10 protein-coding genes are annotated in these 13,626 nt (G+C 70.4%); 4 read left to right on the top strand and 6 right to left on the bottom strand.

All coding sequences use genetic code 11. From position 1 onward, the window contains the following. Positions 1-252: 252 nt before the first annotated feature. Positions 253-2,079: an acyl-CoA dehydrogenase gene (locus tag ABZS54_RS37950; RefSeq protein WP_355546627.1), complete on the bottom strand. Its 1,827-nt coding sequence runs from the start codon at positions 2,077-2,079 to the stop codon at positions 253-255. Between the two features lie 239 nt (positions 2,080-2,318). Here ABZS54_RS37950 and ABZS54_RS37945 point away from each other — a divergent pair, with 239 nt between their 5' ends. Further along, entirely contained in the window at positions 2,319-2,717 is a 399-nt protein-coding gene (locus tag ABZS54_RS37945) for an SseB family protein (protein ID WP_355546625.1), read from the top strand. 312 nt (positions 2,718-3,029) lie between these two features. Here the strand turns inward: ABZS54_RS37945 and ABZS54_RS37940 are convergent, their stop codons facing one another. Continuing rightward, a complete protein-coding gene (locus ABZS54_RS37940) occupies positions 3,030-4,730 on the bottom strand; it encodes an amidohydrolase family protein (RefSeq protein ID WP_355546623.1) in 1,701 nt (566 codons plus the stop codon). Between the two features lie 189 nt (positions 4,731-4,919). Beyond that, on the bottom strand, positions 4,920-5,543 hold the full coding sequence (locus ABZS54_RS37935) for a helix-turn-helix domain-containing protein (protein WP_355546621.1): 624 nt from the start codon (positions 5,541-5,543) through the stop codon (positions 4,920-4,922). A gap of 199 nt (positions 5,544-5,742) precedes the next feature. Between ABZS54_RS37935 and ABZS54_RS37930 the strand changes: the two genes are divergently transcribed. Beyond that, positions 5,743-6,861, top strand: coding sequence for a PP2C family protein-serine/threonine phosphatase (locus ABZS54_RS37930; protein ID WP_355546619.1), 1,119 nt, complete (start codon positions 5,743-5,745; stop codon positions 6,859-6,861). Positions 6,862-7,082: 221 nt separating this feature from the next. Then, the gene (locus ABZS54_RS37925) at positions 7,083-7,865 is read left to right on the top strand and encodes a maleylpyruvate isomerase family mycothiol-dependent enzyme (RefSeq protein ID WP_355546617.1); all 783 of its coding nucleotides are present in this window, start codon (positions 7,083-7,085) and stop codon (positions 7,863-7,865) included. A gap of 564 nt (positions 7,866-8,429) precedes the next feature. Here ABZS54_RS37925 and eda read toward each other — a convergent pair. From eda to edd, 3 genes are read right to left on the bottom strand one after another with little or no spacing between them, the layout of a single operon-like run. Next, a complete protein-coding gene (eda, locus tag ABZS54_RS37920) occupies positions 8,430-9,050 on the bottom strand; it encodes a bifunctional 4-hydroxy-2-oxoglutarate aldolase/2-dehydro-3-deoxy-phosphogluconate aldolase (RefSeq protein ID WP_355546615.1) in 621 nt (206 codons plus the stop codon). Beyond that, the gene (gene glk / locus ABZS54_RS37915) at positions 9,047-10,066 is read right to left on the bottom strand and encodes a glucokinase (RefSeq protein WP_355546613.1); all 1,020 of its coding nucleotides are present in this window, start codon (positions 10,064-10,066) and stop codon (positions 9,047-9,049) included. Before glk ends, eda begins: the two co-directional genes overlap by 4 nt. Beyond that, complete coding sequence (gene edd, locus ABZS54_RS37910) at positions 10,063-11,937, bottom strand: phosphogluconate dehydratase (protein WP_355546629.1); 1,875 nt, start codon at positions 11,935-11,937, stop codon at positions 10,063-10,065. The genes glk and edd overlap by 4 nt, the downstream gene beginning before the upstream one ends. Positions 11,938-12,168: 231 nt before the next feature. Between edd and ABZS54_RS37905 the strand changes: the two genes are divergently transcribed. After that, positions 12,169-13,356: an ROK family transcriptional regulator gene (locus ABZS54_RS37905; protein WP_355546611.1), complete on the top strand. Its 1,188-nt coding sequence runs from the start codon at positions 12,169-12,171 to the stop codon at positions 13,354-13,356. Positions 13,357-13,626: the final 270 nt, after the last annotated feature.

Below are 13,626 nucleotides of genomic sequence, written 5' to 3'. Positions count from 1 at the left end.
CGCGCGGTGCGGTGGGCGCGGGCCGGGTGATCGCGGTGTAGCCGAGGTTTCGGCCCGACCGGCGTTCGGGTCGGTTCGGCCCATGGCCGAGTCGATCAGGGTCCGGGCCGGCAGACGCGGCCGACCCGCGCCCTTCCACGCGACCGCCCCTGCGGCGCGTCAGTGCCCCCGACTCGGGCCGCCCCAACTGATCGACGTGCGTAGCGGGGGAGAGATAAATGTGGTGCCTCGCGAGCCGGCGGCGAAGCCGCCCTAGAAAGCAGCCTCCGGCAGCTCCATGATCGCGTTGTCGATCTGCTCGACCATCAGCCGCTGCGGCGTCAGCAGCGGCAGGATCTCGCGGGCGAAGTGCTTCGCCGCGGCCACCTTGCCCTGGTAGAACGCCTCGTCCCGACCGGGCGTGCCGGCCAGCTTGGCCAGCGCCACCGAGGCCTGGCGCAGCAGCAGCCAGGAGACCACCAGATCGCCGGCGGCGATCAGGAGTCGGGTGGTGTTCTGGCCGACCTTGTAGATCGAGTCGATCTCCTGCTCGGACGCCATCAGCTGGTTGATCATCGCGGCGACCATGCCCTGGACGTCCTCGGCGGCGGTCGCGAGCAGCTTGACCTCGGCGGCCAGTTCGCCCTCGGCGTGCGCGGCGATGAACTCCTGGATCTCGCCCGCCACCACGGTCAGCGCCTTGCCTTGATCGCGGACGATCTTCCGGAAGAAGAAGTCCTGACCCTGGATCGCGGTGGTGCCCTCGTAGAGGGTGTCGATCTTGGCGTCCCGGATGTACTGCTCGATCGGGTATTCCTGGAGGAAGCCCGAGCCGCCGAAGATCTGCAGCGACTGCGCGAGCTGCTCGTAGGACTTCTCCGAGCCGTAGCCCTTGACGATCGGCAGCAGCAGGTCGTTGACCCGGTCCGCGGTCTCGTCGCTTTCGCCCGCGAGCGCGGCGCCTTCGATCCGGTCCTGCCACGAGGACGTGTACAGCACGAGCGCGCGCATGCCCTCGACGTACGCCTTCTGGGTGAGCAGCGAGCGGCGCACGTCGGGGTGGTGGGTGATGGACACGCGCGGCGCGGCCTTGTTCGTCATCTGCGCGAGGTCGGCGCCCTGGTAGCGCTCCTTGGCGTACTCGAGCGCGTTGAGGTAGCCGGTGGACAGCGTTGCGATGGCCTTCGTGCCGACCATCATCCGGGCGTACTCGATGATCTTGAACATCTGTGCGATGCCACTGTGCACCTCGCCGACCAGGGTGCCCACGGCCGGGACGCCGTGCTCGCCGAAGGTGAGTTCGCAGGTCGTGGAGACCTTGAGGCCCATCTTGTGCTCGACGTTGGTGACGAAGGCGCCGTTGCGCTCGCCGAGTTCGCCGGTCTCCGGGTCGAAGTGGAACTTCGGGACCACGAACAGCGACAGGCCCTTGGTACCGGGACCGGCACCCTCCGGGCGCGCGAGCACCAGGTGGATGATGTTCTCGGTCATGTCCTGGTCACCCGAGGTGATGAAGCGCTTGACGCCCTGGATGTGCCAGGTGCCGTCCTCCTGCCGGACCGCCTTTGTGCGGCCCGCGCCCACGTCCGAACCCGCGTCGGGCTCGGTCAGCACCATGGTGGAGCCCCACTGGCGGTCGACCATGAAGCCGGCGACCTTGCGCTGCTCCTCGGTGCCGAGCGTGTGCAGCACCTGGGCGAAGTCGGGACCCGCCGCGTACATCCACAGCGCCGGGTTGGCGCCGAGCACCAGCTCGGCCACCGACCAGCGCAGCGAGCGCGGGCAGTTGGTGCCGCCCATGTTCTCGGGGAGCGCGAGACGCCACCACTCCGAGTCCATGTACGCCTTGTACGACTTCTTGAACGCCTCGGGCAGCGTGGCCGTGTGCGTCGCAGGGTCGAACACGGGTGGGTTGCGGTCGCCCTCGGCGAACGAATCGGCGAGGTCGTTCACGGCGAGGCGCTCGACCTCGGCCAGGATCGACCTCGCGGTGTCGACGTCCATTTCCGCGAACGGACCCGTGCCATAGACCTGCTCGCGTCCGAAGACCTCGAACAGATTGAACTCCAGGTCGCGGAGATTCGACTTGTAGTGACCCATGACAGGCTCCGCCCGTGGTTGCGTCCTGTGGACTGCGCTGACTGAACTCTGAACCGATCGACGCTCTGACTGATCGACCGACTGAACCGAAACCCAGTGTACTGGTCAGTAACATAATGATCGTACCCATGGGTAACTTTTTCAATGCCCACGAGGTTCCCATCGGGTTACCACCAGGTACCTGTGACCGTCTCGACGCAGGGCTCAAACCAGGGCTCCGGACCCGCTAGCCTCGTGGTGTGTACGGCTACGCAACGGAAGAAACGCAGGCCCGCGCGGAGGCGCCGGCGCTCACCGACGCCGTGCGCGCCTTCGCCACGGGCGTCATGAACGGCGAGGACTTCCAGTCCATCTTCATAGCGTCGAAGGTTTTCTGCCCGCGGGGTGACCGCCCGGGGTTCCTGGCCCTGCACAACACCCCCGAGCCGGTGATCCCGATGTTCAGCTCGCTCGCCGAACTCAAGAAGTACGCAGGCGAGGAGTCGCGCCACTTCACCGTCACCGGCGCCGAGGTGCTCGACCTGCTGCCCAACGGCTACGGCTTCGTGCTCGACCTCGACGGCGAACACCGGGTGATGTTCGACGCGAAGGCCATAGAACAGATGATCGCCTTCGCGATGCGCCGGATGTACGGCTGAGCCGAGCGCGCATCGCCCGATGCCGGTGTGCTCGGGTCGTCGGTCGGTCCGACCGGGGCCGGCGAGGCCGCCGCAGTGGCAGGCATCGCGAAGAGCGCACCCGCGCCCGTTTTCGACGGGGCGAGTGCGCTCGTGGTCGGATTCGGTACTGCCCGGATCAGGCCGGCCGATGGCCGTGGTTGGCTCTGTTCTTGCGACGGGACTTGCGTTTGCGGGTCTTCCTCGACATCGCGCCCCCTTGGTCGTCGTGCCGCATGCCTACCCGGGGCCGACCCGGGCCCAAGCCCCGATCGGGGCGAAACCGCCCGGGGTTCAGCGTGCGCGGCGGCCGTGGCGGAGCAGTTCGCCGCTGTGTACGCCGGTGGGCTCGTCGTTCTCGATGGTCACCCGGCCGTTGACCAGGATGTAGCGGTAGCCCTTGGCGTCGATCACGGTGCGCAGTTGGCCGGCGGGCAGGTCGTGGACGAATGTGGGTTCGCCGTAGGCGAGTTCGTCGTAGTCGTAGACGATGATGTCGGCCGCTGCGCCCTCGCTGAGCACGCCTCGGTCGGTGAAGCCCGCGCAGCGGGCGGGCAGGCCGGAGAGTCGCCAGTGGGCCTGTTCGAGCGAGGTCCAGGCGTGCTTGCGGACGTACTCGACGAGATACTCCGTGCCGTACATGCCCGCGCTCAGCGTCTTCAGGTGCGCGCCACCGTCGGACAGGCCGGGCAGCAGGTACTCGTAGTCCACGAGTTCCTTCAGGCCCTCCAGGGTCGCGTTGAACTGACCGGTGTGCACCTCGGTGGTCAGCCCGTCCGCGATGGTCACGTCGCACAGCACGTCCACCGGGTGCCGGTCCAGCCGGGCGCCGATCTCCTTGAACGTCAGGCCCTCGTACGGCTTGTACTCGTCGGTGAAGGTGCGATGCAGCTTCATGTCCGGGTACAGGTGGTAGAACAGCGGGTCGAACTCCCGAAGTTCGGCCCGTATCGCCGGGTCGTTCAGCATCGCGATCTTCTTTTCGACCGTCTTCGCCGCGAAGATGTCGGCCACCGGCGGCCGAGTGGACACGCCGCCGTACAGGAAGCTGAACGGCACCGGGACGTCGGTCGTCATCGCCTGGCCGTAGATCGGGATACCGCGTTCCTGGCAGCGCCGAAGCCACTCGATCTTGCGCTTGTACAACCCGCCGCTGCGCGAGTTGGCGATCACCGCGTTCCAGATCAGCGGCCGGCCGCTGACCTCGACCAGGTGCTCGTACTCCTCCTCGGTGATCTGCGTTCCGGAGACCTGCATGAAGCCGCGACCCTGCCGACCCAGCGCCCGGGCCAGCGCGAGCCGGGTCTGCGGCCACATGATGTCGGTGGGCATCGGCGTGCCGTCGAAGTCGCCCTGCATCAGCCGGCCGTTCGGGTTGCCCGGTTCGCCCAGACACTGCGCCGACCACCCGCATGCGCCGGCGTCCATCGCCTCCTCCAGCAGGCGGGCCAGCTCGGCGTGCTCCGCGTCGGTGGGCTCGGCGCCCGCCTTCGCCCGGTCCAGCCCGAGCACCCAGATCAGCAGCGGGTTCACCGGCACGTAAGGCAGCACGTTGACTGCTTTGGGCGTGCGGTCGACGCTGTCCAGGTATTCGGGGAAGGTGACCCAGTCCCACGGCATGCCCTCGCGCAGGGTCTCGGTGGGGATGTCCTCGACGGCCGTCATCGACAACATCGCCCGCTCGCGCATGTCCTCGCGCACCGGCGCGAAGCCGAAGCCGCAGTTCCCGGTGACCACCGAGGTGACCCCGTGCGGGCCGGACGTGGTCAGGTAGGGGTCCCAGAAGACCTGCCCGTCGTAGTGGGTGTGCAGGTCGATGAAGCCCGGCGCGACGATCAGTCCGCTCGCGTCGATCACCCGGTCCGCGTCCTGTGCCGGGATCCGTGCGATCCGGCTGATCACGCCGTCGGTGATCGCGATGTCGCCCCGGAAACGCGGGTTTCCCGAACCGTCGACGACGATGCCGCCCTTGATGACCACGTCGTGTTTCGCCATGGCGTCCCCCTCCTCGGCAGAGCTCTTGATCCGATCGAATTAATGAGCGTTTTTAATACGAGGTGCCCAAGGAGTCAAGGGATTCCGGGGTGGGGTGTTCGGCGCAAAATCGCCAGGGGGCGCGGTTGGGGGTCGGCGCGGACGCGGCCGCGGGATCGGCGGCCGGCGCGGACCGGCGACAGGCTTGGCTCAGCCGCCGGCGAGTGCGCCCGCGACGATCGTGGTCAGGTGGTCGTCGAAGGCATCGGGATCGAGCAGCCCGGTGGGCACGATCGCGTCCGGGCGGGCCGGTGCGCTGTGCCGCGCGGCGCGAGCCGCACACAACATGCCGACCATCTGGGTGACCAGGAAGGTGCGGGTCTGTAGCGCCGTCGGGTGCAGCTCGGGCCGCGCCGCGGCGACCGCGTCCACCACGTCCTGTACGTCCTCACCGCCGAGCAGCGGCGTCACCGGTGAGGTCGCATCGCGCAGCAACTCCACCGAGATCTGCAGGTAGGCCCGGTCGGCGGGCGAGCCGTTGAGCAAATCGGTGATCGGCAGCACGATCGCGCGGGCGAATCCGGACAGGTGCTGCTGCTCGCGAGCCGCGACCAGCAGCGCCTGGCGGCGGGCGTAGACGACCGGGACGTGCCGCTCGACGATCGCCCGCAGCAGTCCCTCGCGACCGCCGAAGTGGTAGTGGATCGCGCCGGCGTTGCGCTGTCCCGCCGCACGGGTGATGTCCTGCAACGGCACGTCGAGACCGTGCCGCGCGAACAGGAGCTCGGCGGCCTCGACGATACGGCGCCTGGTGGGGCCGGAGTCACGGGGCATGCGCGCAGCATATGGCCCCGGTGAGGCCCGGGTCCGAACACGAATGGCGGCGCTGTCAAGTGCCTGTTTGGCCAGGTTTGGATACGTTTTGGACCTAATGGGACCTTCGCCCCTGTCCGGGTGTCGCGGCGCACGTGACGATGGAGTGGGGTTGGTCGTAGGTCCGTCCCCACCGCGCGTCAACGAAAGGTCCCGATACATGCCTGCCATGGCCCTCCCCGCCGGCCGAGCCGTCTCGGTGGCAGCGGGTTTGTATGTGGCAGTGCTGCTGAGTCGGGTGCTCGCCCCGCCCTATCTGGACATGCACGCGGTACTGATCGCGGTACCGGCGGTCGTCGCGATGGCCTACCGGCCGTGGATGACAGCGGCGGCCGGAGCCGTGGCGCTGATCACGCGAGTGTTGTCGCGGCCGGAAATTTACAGCGGCGACTACGCCGAGTACAAGAACTCCACGGGCGTCTCGGCGGCGATCCTGATCGTCACCCTGTTCGGCTGCTGGGTCGGCTGGGAGCGGCGGCGCCAGGACGCCCGGCTGCACCGCGTGCAGTCGGTGGCGGAGGTGGCCCAGCGCGCGCTGTTGCGGCCGGTGCCCAGGAAGATCGGCCGGTTCGGCTTCGCGGTGCGCTATCGGGCGGCGGCCGAGGAGGCGTCCATCGGTGGCGATCTGTACGAGGTGCTGGAGACGCCGTACGGGGTGCGGGTGCTGCTCGGCGACGTGCGGGGCAAGGGCTTGGAGGCGGTCGACATGGCGGCCCGCACGCTCGGCGCGTTCCGCGAGGCGGCCTACGACGCGCCGACCCTGAGCGAGGTCGGCACGCGGGTGGACCACAGCCTGAACCGGCAGCTCGGCAGCGAGGACTTCGTCACCGCGGTGATGGTGGAACTGTCTCCGGGCGAGAGCACGATGCAGGTCCTGGCGTGCGGCCATCCGTCGCCGTTGCTGGTGCGCGGCGGCACGGTCGGCGAGGTGATCGCCGAGGCGGGGCTGCCGCTGGGCATGGGCCTGCTGCCGGCGGCCACCGGCCGTTCGGTGGAGCAGGTGCGCTTTCGGCCGGGCGACGTCCTGCTGCTGCACACGGACGGGGTCACCGAGGCTCGGGACACCTCCGGCACCTTCTACGCGCTGGCCCAACAGCTGGCCGTCCACGCGCACAACGACGCCGCGGCGATGCTGGACGCGGTCGAACAGGGTCTGCTCGCGCACGTGGGCGGCAAACTCGAAGACGACGCGGCCATGCTCGCGGTGACCCTGACCGGCCCGCTGATGAAGGTCGTCAAACCGGCCGGAATCCTGGAACCGCTCCACAACCCGGCCTGACCCGGGTCCGACCGCCCGGCGGGTGCGACCCGACCGTCACCACGACCCGTGCACTCGTCCACGGCCTCTTTGGGCCGAACACGAAGCCGAACGGGTCAACGAGTCGGCAAATCCGGCAGCCGGGATCGACCGGCAGCGGGCCGCGATGATGCACACGGGCGATCCGGCGCATGCCACGCGCCGCAGGCCGCCCCGTCCGGGCGGCGGTCTACCGTGATGGCATGACTTCGCTGAGCCACGACCGCCACTGCTCCGAGATCGTCGCCCAGATCGACCTGCTCCGCGCCACGATCGAGGGCGCGGACCTGACGGTCCCGGTGCCCTCCTGCCCCGGCTGGAACGTCGGCCAGTTGCTGCGGCACCTCGGCGGCGGCCAGCGCTGGGCCGAGGAGACGGTCCGGACCCGGGTGACGGGACCGCTCTCCGACGAACACTTTCGCGACCTGTCCGCGTACACCCACGAGGACCCCGCCGTACTGGGCCCCTGGCTCGCCGAGGGCGCCGAACGCCTCGCGGAGACCCTGCGCGAGGCCGGCCCCGACGCCGAGCTCTGGACCCCCGTCACAGGCGGCACCACGGCCTTCTACGCCCGCCGCTTCACTCACGAGACGGTCGTCCACCGCGCCGACGCGACCCTGGCACTCGGCGCCGAGTTCACCCTCGACCACGAGGTGGCCGCCGACGCCCTCGACGAATGGATGGAACTGGGATCACTCCCGTTCCACTTCGAGGTCCACCCCTGGATGCGCGAACTCCTCGCCCCCGACCGCACCATCCACCTCCACGCCACGAACGCCGCAGCCGCGGAATGGGTCGTGGACCTCACCGGCGAGCACATCTCCTGGCGCCGTGCGCACGAGAAGGCCACGGTGGCCATCCGGGGACCCCTGGTCGACCTGCTGCTGGTCACCTACAAACGACGCACACCCGCCGAGGCCGACGTGGAAATCCTCGGCGACGCCGAACTCCTCGACTTCTGGCTGGAACGCGTGAGCTTCGGCTGAACGCCCTGCTCCGATCGGTCGGGAGGTGTACCCACCCGTTGCCCCAGGCACGAAGGCTGGGGTTCCGGAAGCACCGAAGCGCCCCGTCCCGCCCCCGCAGCCCGGTGTGGCCTGCTCGGCTGCGGAAACCGGCCGGGCCTCCCCTCGGCCCGCCAAGCCCGGCCGCGCCCCGGCGCGTCAGCGCCCCGACCCGGCCCGCGCCCCGACCCGGCCCCACCCAAGTGATCGACGCGCGAAGCGCGGAGAGCGGCGGAGCCGCAAACTTCGACTTCGTGGCCCGGAGCGAAGCGGAGGGACACGAAGTCACGAGCGAGGGGCCGCTTTTTTCTCGGAGGAGCGAAGCGGGGGAGGGAAAAAAGTGGTGCCTCGCGAGCCGGCGGCGAAGCCGCCCAAAAAAGGAAGAGACCCGCTCTCCTCGCCGAAGAGCGGGTCCCTATTCGCGGTCTCCGCAGGTCGAACCCTCATACGACCTGCTCGTTCGTGGGCCGAACCCTCATACGGCCCACCATCCGCGGTCCGTGCCCCTGGCGCACCTCAGGGCAGAGCGCGCCAGGGGACGATCTATTACCCGCGCAGCCCCGAGGCTTCGCGAGCGAGCTTTTCCACCCGCGCCCAGTCGCGCGAGGCGACCGCGTCCGCGGGAAGCATCCAGGACCCACCGACGCACGCCACGTTCGGCAGCGCCAGGTAGGTCGGGGCCGAAGCCGGGGTGATTCCGCCCGTCGGGCAGAACCGCACATCCGGCACCGGCGAGGCCAGCGACTTCAGGTACGGTGCGCCGCCCGAGGCCTCGGCCGGGAAGAACTTCATCTCCCGCACCCCGAGTTCGCGCAGCTCCAGTACCTCGGACACCGTCGACGTGCCGGGCAGGAAGGACAGTCCGCTGTCCATCAGCGCCCCGTACAGCCTCTCGGTGCAGCCCGGCGTGACCAGGAAGCGGGCGCCGGCCCTGGCCGCCTCCTTCGTCTGCCTCTGCGTCAGCACCGTACCGGCGCCGACGAACGCACCCTCGACCTCGGCCGCGATCCGCTCGATCGCGCCGAGCGCTGCCGGCGTCCGCAGGGTGACCTCGACGGCCGGCAGCCCGCCCGCCACCAGCGCACGCGCCAGCGGTACGGCCGACTCCACGTCGTCCACGATCACCACCGGGATCACCGGTGCCAGGTCCAGAGCGGACGTACTCACGCCGCCACCTCCACGAGTCGAGTGCTGCGCGCGTCCAGCCACGCGGACGCGCCGCGCAGAGCCGGATGCGGGGCCACCACGAGTGCGGTGGAGATGCGGTGCAGGTACGGCGCCATCGTCGGGTTGGTCTCGAAGCCCATCCGGAACTCGCTCTTGAGCAGCATCTCCGTGATCCGGGGCAGAATGCCGCCGGCCAGGAAGACGCCACCGCGAGCACCCATCGTCAGGGCCACCCCACCGGCGAAAGTGCCGAGCAGTCGGCAGAACGTCTCCACCGTCGCGACGCACACCTCGTCGGTGCCGTCCAGCGCGCGGGAGGAGATGTCCGCCGGGCTGAGCGCCTCGGCCGGGACCCCGTGTACCGCCGCCGTGCAGCGGTGCAGGCGACACAGTCCGGGGCCGGACAGCACGTGCTCCGCGGTCACCGTGCCCAGGCCGCCGCGTTCCTCGCGCAGCACCTCCAGGGCTGCGGCGTCCGGGCCGTGCGCCGGACGCAGCAGGACATGCCCGCCCTCACCCGGCAGCGGCACCCAGCCGCCGCCCGGGATCGGCACCAGGCCGGCCACGCCGAGTCCGGTGCCGGGGCCGAGCACGGCCATCGGCAGCGTCGGGTCCGGCAGTCGGTCGCCGACCACGATCAGGTCGTCGCCCGCGAGGTGCGGCAGCGACAGCGCCAGCGCCTCGAAGTCGTTGATCAGGTGCAGGTCCGGGACACCCAGCTTGACCCGGGTCTCCGCGATGGACAGCACCCACGCGCCGTTGGTCAGCCGGAACCGGTCGCCGTGCACGGGGCCCGCGACCGCCGCGCAGATCGCGCCCGGTCGGGCCGTGCCGGAACGGTCCAGGTAGTCCTCGATCGCGGCGGCCAGGTCCACGTGGTCCTCGCTGCGCAGTCCGAGCACCCGCTCGGGCTGTCCGCCCGGCTCGGTGACCACGGCGAAGCGTGCGTTGGTGCCGCCGATGTCGGCGACCAGCCACGGGCGGTCGGGGGTCGGCTGTGCCACGGTCTGGTTCATGCGCTCGCTCCGTCGAAAGCCACGGTCGCGACCGCGCCGAACACACCGGCGCCCAGATCGGCCGGGCCGACCCCGGCGCGCAGCGCGGTGAACAGTTCGCGTCCCGTACCGATCCACTCGGCGTCGGACGGGGCCGCGCCGGTGACCTGGCGCCCGGCCAGATCGGCCTGCGTGGTCAGCGTGCCCGCGACCGCGTCCACGGTCACGATGTCGCCGTTGCGGACCTTGGCGATCGGGCCGCCGGCCGCCGCTTCGGGCGTGCAGTGGATCGCCGCCGGGATCTTGCCGGAGGCGCCGGAGAGCCGACCGTCGGTGACCAGCGCCACATGGTGGCCCCGGTCCTGGAGGACGCCGAGTGCGGGGATCAGCTTGTGCAGCTCGGGCATGCCGTTCGCCCGCGGGCCCTGGTAGCGCAGCACCGCCACCAGGTCGTGGTCGAGCTCGTTGTTCTCGAACGCGGTCAGGAACTCGGCCTGTCCGTCGAACACCCGCGCCGGCGCGGTCACCACGTGGTGCGACGGGTCGACCGCGGACACCTTGATCACCGCGCGACCGAGGTCGCCGTGCAGCATCCGCAGCCCGCCGTCGGGCGCGAACGGCTTGTCGTACGGCCGCAGCACGTCCAGGTCCAGGCTCTCGGTCGGGCCGTCCACCCAGACGATCGAGCCGTCCTCGGTGAGCTGCGGCTCGCGCCGGTACCGGTTCAGCCCGTCGCCGGCCACGGTGCGCACGTCCTCGTTGAGTAGCCCGCCGTCGAGCAGCGTGCCGATCAGGAACGCGGTGCCGCCCGCGGCGTGGAAGTGGTTGATGTCCGCCGGACCGTTCGGATACATCCGGGTCAGCAGCGGGACCGCGGTGGACAGCTCGGCGAAGTCGTCCCAGGTGAGCGTGATCCCGGCGGCGGCGGCCATCGCGACCAGGTGCAGCGTGTGGTTGGTCGAGCCGCCGGTGGCCAGGAGCGCGACGACCGCGTTGACCCACGCCTTCTCGTCGAGCACCTCGCCGATCGGCGTGTATTCGCGAACCAGCGACGTCGGGTCGCCGAGCGACGTGGTGGCCGCGACCCGGCGGCCCGCCTCGTCGGTCAGCGCCTTGCGCAGCGGCTGGTCCGGGTGCACGAAGCTGGCGCCCGGCAGGTGCAGTCCGAGCACCTCCATGACCAGCTGGTTCGTGTTGGCGGTGCCGTAGAAGGTGCAGGTCCCGATGCCGTGGTAGGCGCCGGCCTCGGCGTCGAGCAGTTCCTCGCGGGAGACCTTGCCCTCGGCGAAGCGCTGCCGGACCCGGGCCTTCTCCTTGTTGGGCAGACCCGAGGACATCGGACCGGCGGGCACGAAGACGGTCGGCAGGTGCCCGAAGGACAGTGCGCCGATCACCAGGCCGGGGACGATCTTGTCGCACACGCCGAGCATCAGCGCGCCGTCAAACATGTCGTGGGCCAGCGCCACGGCCGCCGCCATCGCGACCACGTCGCGGCTGAACAGGGAGAGTTCCATGCCCGCGCGGCCCTGGGTGATCCCGTCGCACATGGCGGGCACGCCGCCGGCGAACTGGGCGACGCCACCGGCCTCGGCGACCGCGGCCTTGAGCTGCTCGGGGTAGGTGCGCAGCGGCTGGTGCGCGGAGAGCATGTCGTTGTAGGAGGAGACGATCGCGACGTTCGGCTTGACCGGACCCTGCGGGCGGGCGCCGCGCAGATCGAGCTTCTCGCTGGGCGAGCAGGCGGCGAAGCCGTGGGCGAAGTTGGCGCAACCGAGCTGACCGCGTGCGGGGGCCTCGGAGGCCGCGGCCCGGATCCGCTCCAGGTAGGCCGTACGCGTGGCGGCACTGCGGCGCGCGATGCGCTCCGTCACTGCGGCCACCGTCGGGTGGATCCTCTGCTCGCTCACGATCTTCGTGCCCCTGCTGTCAGCGGCCTGCTCTGCCGGTTCGAGTACCAAACTAGGGGTACTTTTGCCTCTTGGCAAGCAAAAGAGTGACGTTCGGGTGTCGAAGTAGTGAACTTAGGGCTTTGACCGAGGGAAAGCCGCCCTGGTTCACTGGATGGCATGGCCCGACGCGCGAATCCCATCCCGCACAGCAGTGCAGGCGAGGTCCTTCGCCTTGTGCGTGACGGGGAGGCCGAGACCCGGGCCGACGTCGCCCGGCTGACCGGGCTGTCCCGATCCGCCGTGGCGGCCCGGATCGACGAACTGGTCGATGCCGGTCTGCTCGCCGAGCGCGCCGACGGCGTGTCCACCGGCGGGCGGCCCCCGATCCGCCTCGAACTCAATCCCGACGGGGGCCTGGTGCTGGCCGCCTCGCTCGGCAGCAGCCGCGGTCAGCTCGCGGTCTGCGACCTGACCGGTCGGGTGCTGGCCAGCCGGGAGACCCGGATGGCCGCCCAGGGCGGCCCGGACGCGGTGCTCACCGGACTCCCGGACTGGATCGACACGATGCTCGCGGAAGAGGGCTTCGACCCGGCGCGGGTGCGCGGCGTCGGGGTGGCCGTGCCCGGCCCGGTCGAACTGGACACCGGGCGCGCGGCCGGTGCGCCGATGCTGCCCGGCTGGGACGGGGTGGCGATAGCACCCACCCTGCAACGTCGGTTGCCGGTACCGGTGTACGTGGACAACGACGTGAACGTGATGGCCCTGGGCGAGTACCGGGCCCGGGCCGACGCGGGCGACCTGGTGTTCGTCAAGGCGTCCACGGGCATCGGCGCGGGGATAGTCGCCGACGGCAAGGTCTACCGGGGCGCGCTCGGCGCGGCGGGCGAGATCGGTCACATCCCGGTGGCCGGCGGCACCGGTGTGCGGTGTTGGTGCGGCAATGTGGACTGCCTCGAAGTGCTGGCCAGCGGACGGCACTTGATCGAGACGCTGGCCGCGCACGGGGCACGCTTCCCGGACGGTCGTGAGGTCTCCAGCGTGCGGGACGTGGTGGCGCTCGCGGCGGCCGGTCAGCCCGAGGCGGTTCGGCTCGTGCGCGAGTCCGGGCGGATGCTCGGCGAGGTGCTGGCGAGTGTGGTCAACGTGCTCAATCCGGCGGTCGTGGTGTTGGGTGGCGACCTCGCCGACGCGGGTGATCCGTTGCTCGCGGGGGTGCGGGAGGTTGTGTACAAGCGGTCCACGGCGGTGGCCACGCGTGAACTCCGCATTGTGCCCAGTGTGTTGGGGGAAGCTGCGGGGCTCACGGGCTGTGCGTTCATGGCCCTGGATCAGATCCTGTCGCCCGATTCGGTGGATACGACGCTTGCGCGGCTGGCGGGTGGGCGGGCGCTTCCGAGCGTGAATCGGGCGCTTCCGGCGTGAGTCTGGGCCGGTGGCTTCCGGGTTGGCCTCAAGCGCACTTGGGCCTGGCGATGGCTGGTTGCCCTCAAGTGCCGGGCAGGCTGCTTGGCCTCAAGCGCCGGCCGGGCTGATTTGATTTCGTCCGGCGTTTGGCGTGGGTCGCCTTGGGGTGGCCTCAAGCGCCGGCCCGGCTGGGTGGCCTCAAGCGCCGGCCGGGCTGGGTGGCCTCAAGCGCCGGCCGGGCTGGGTGGCCTCAAGCGCCGGCCGGGCTGGGTGGCCTCAAGCGCCGGC

This window comes from Embleya sp. NPDC005575 (genome assembly GCF_040605455.1).
In the GTDB taxonomy this organism is placed as follows: Bacteria; Actinomycetota; Actinomycetes; order Streptomycetales; family Streptomycetaceae; genus Embleya.
Note: the sequence above shows the minus strand (reverse complement) of the source record. Positions and strands in the feature narration are given on the sequence as shown.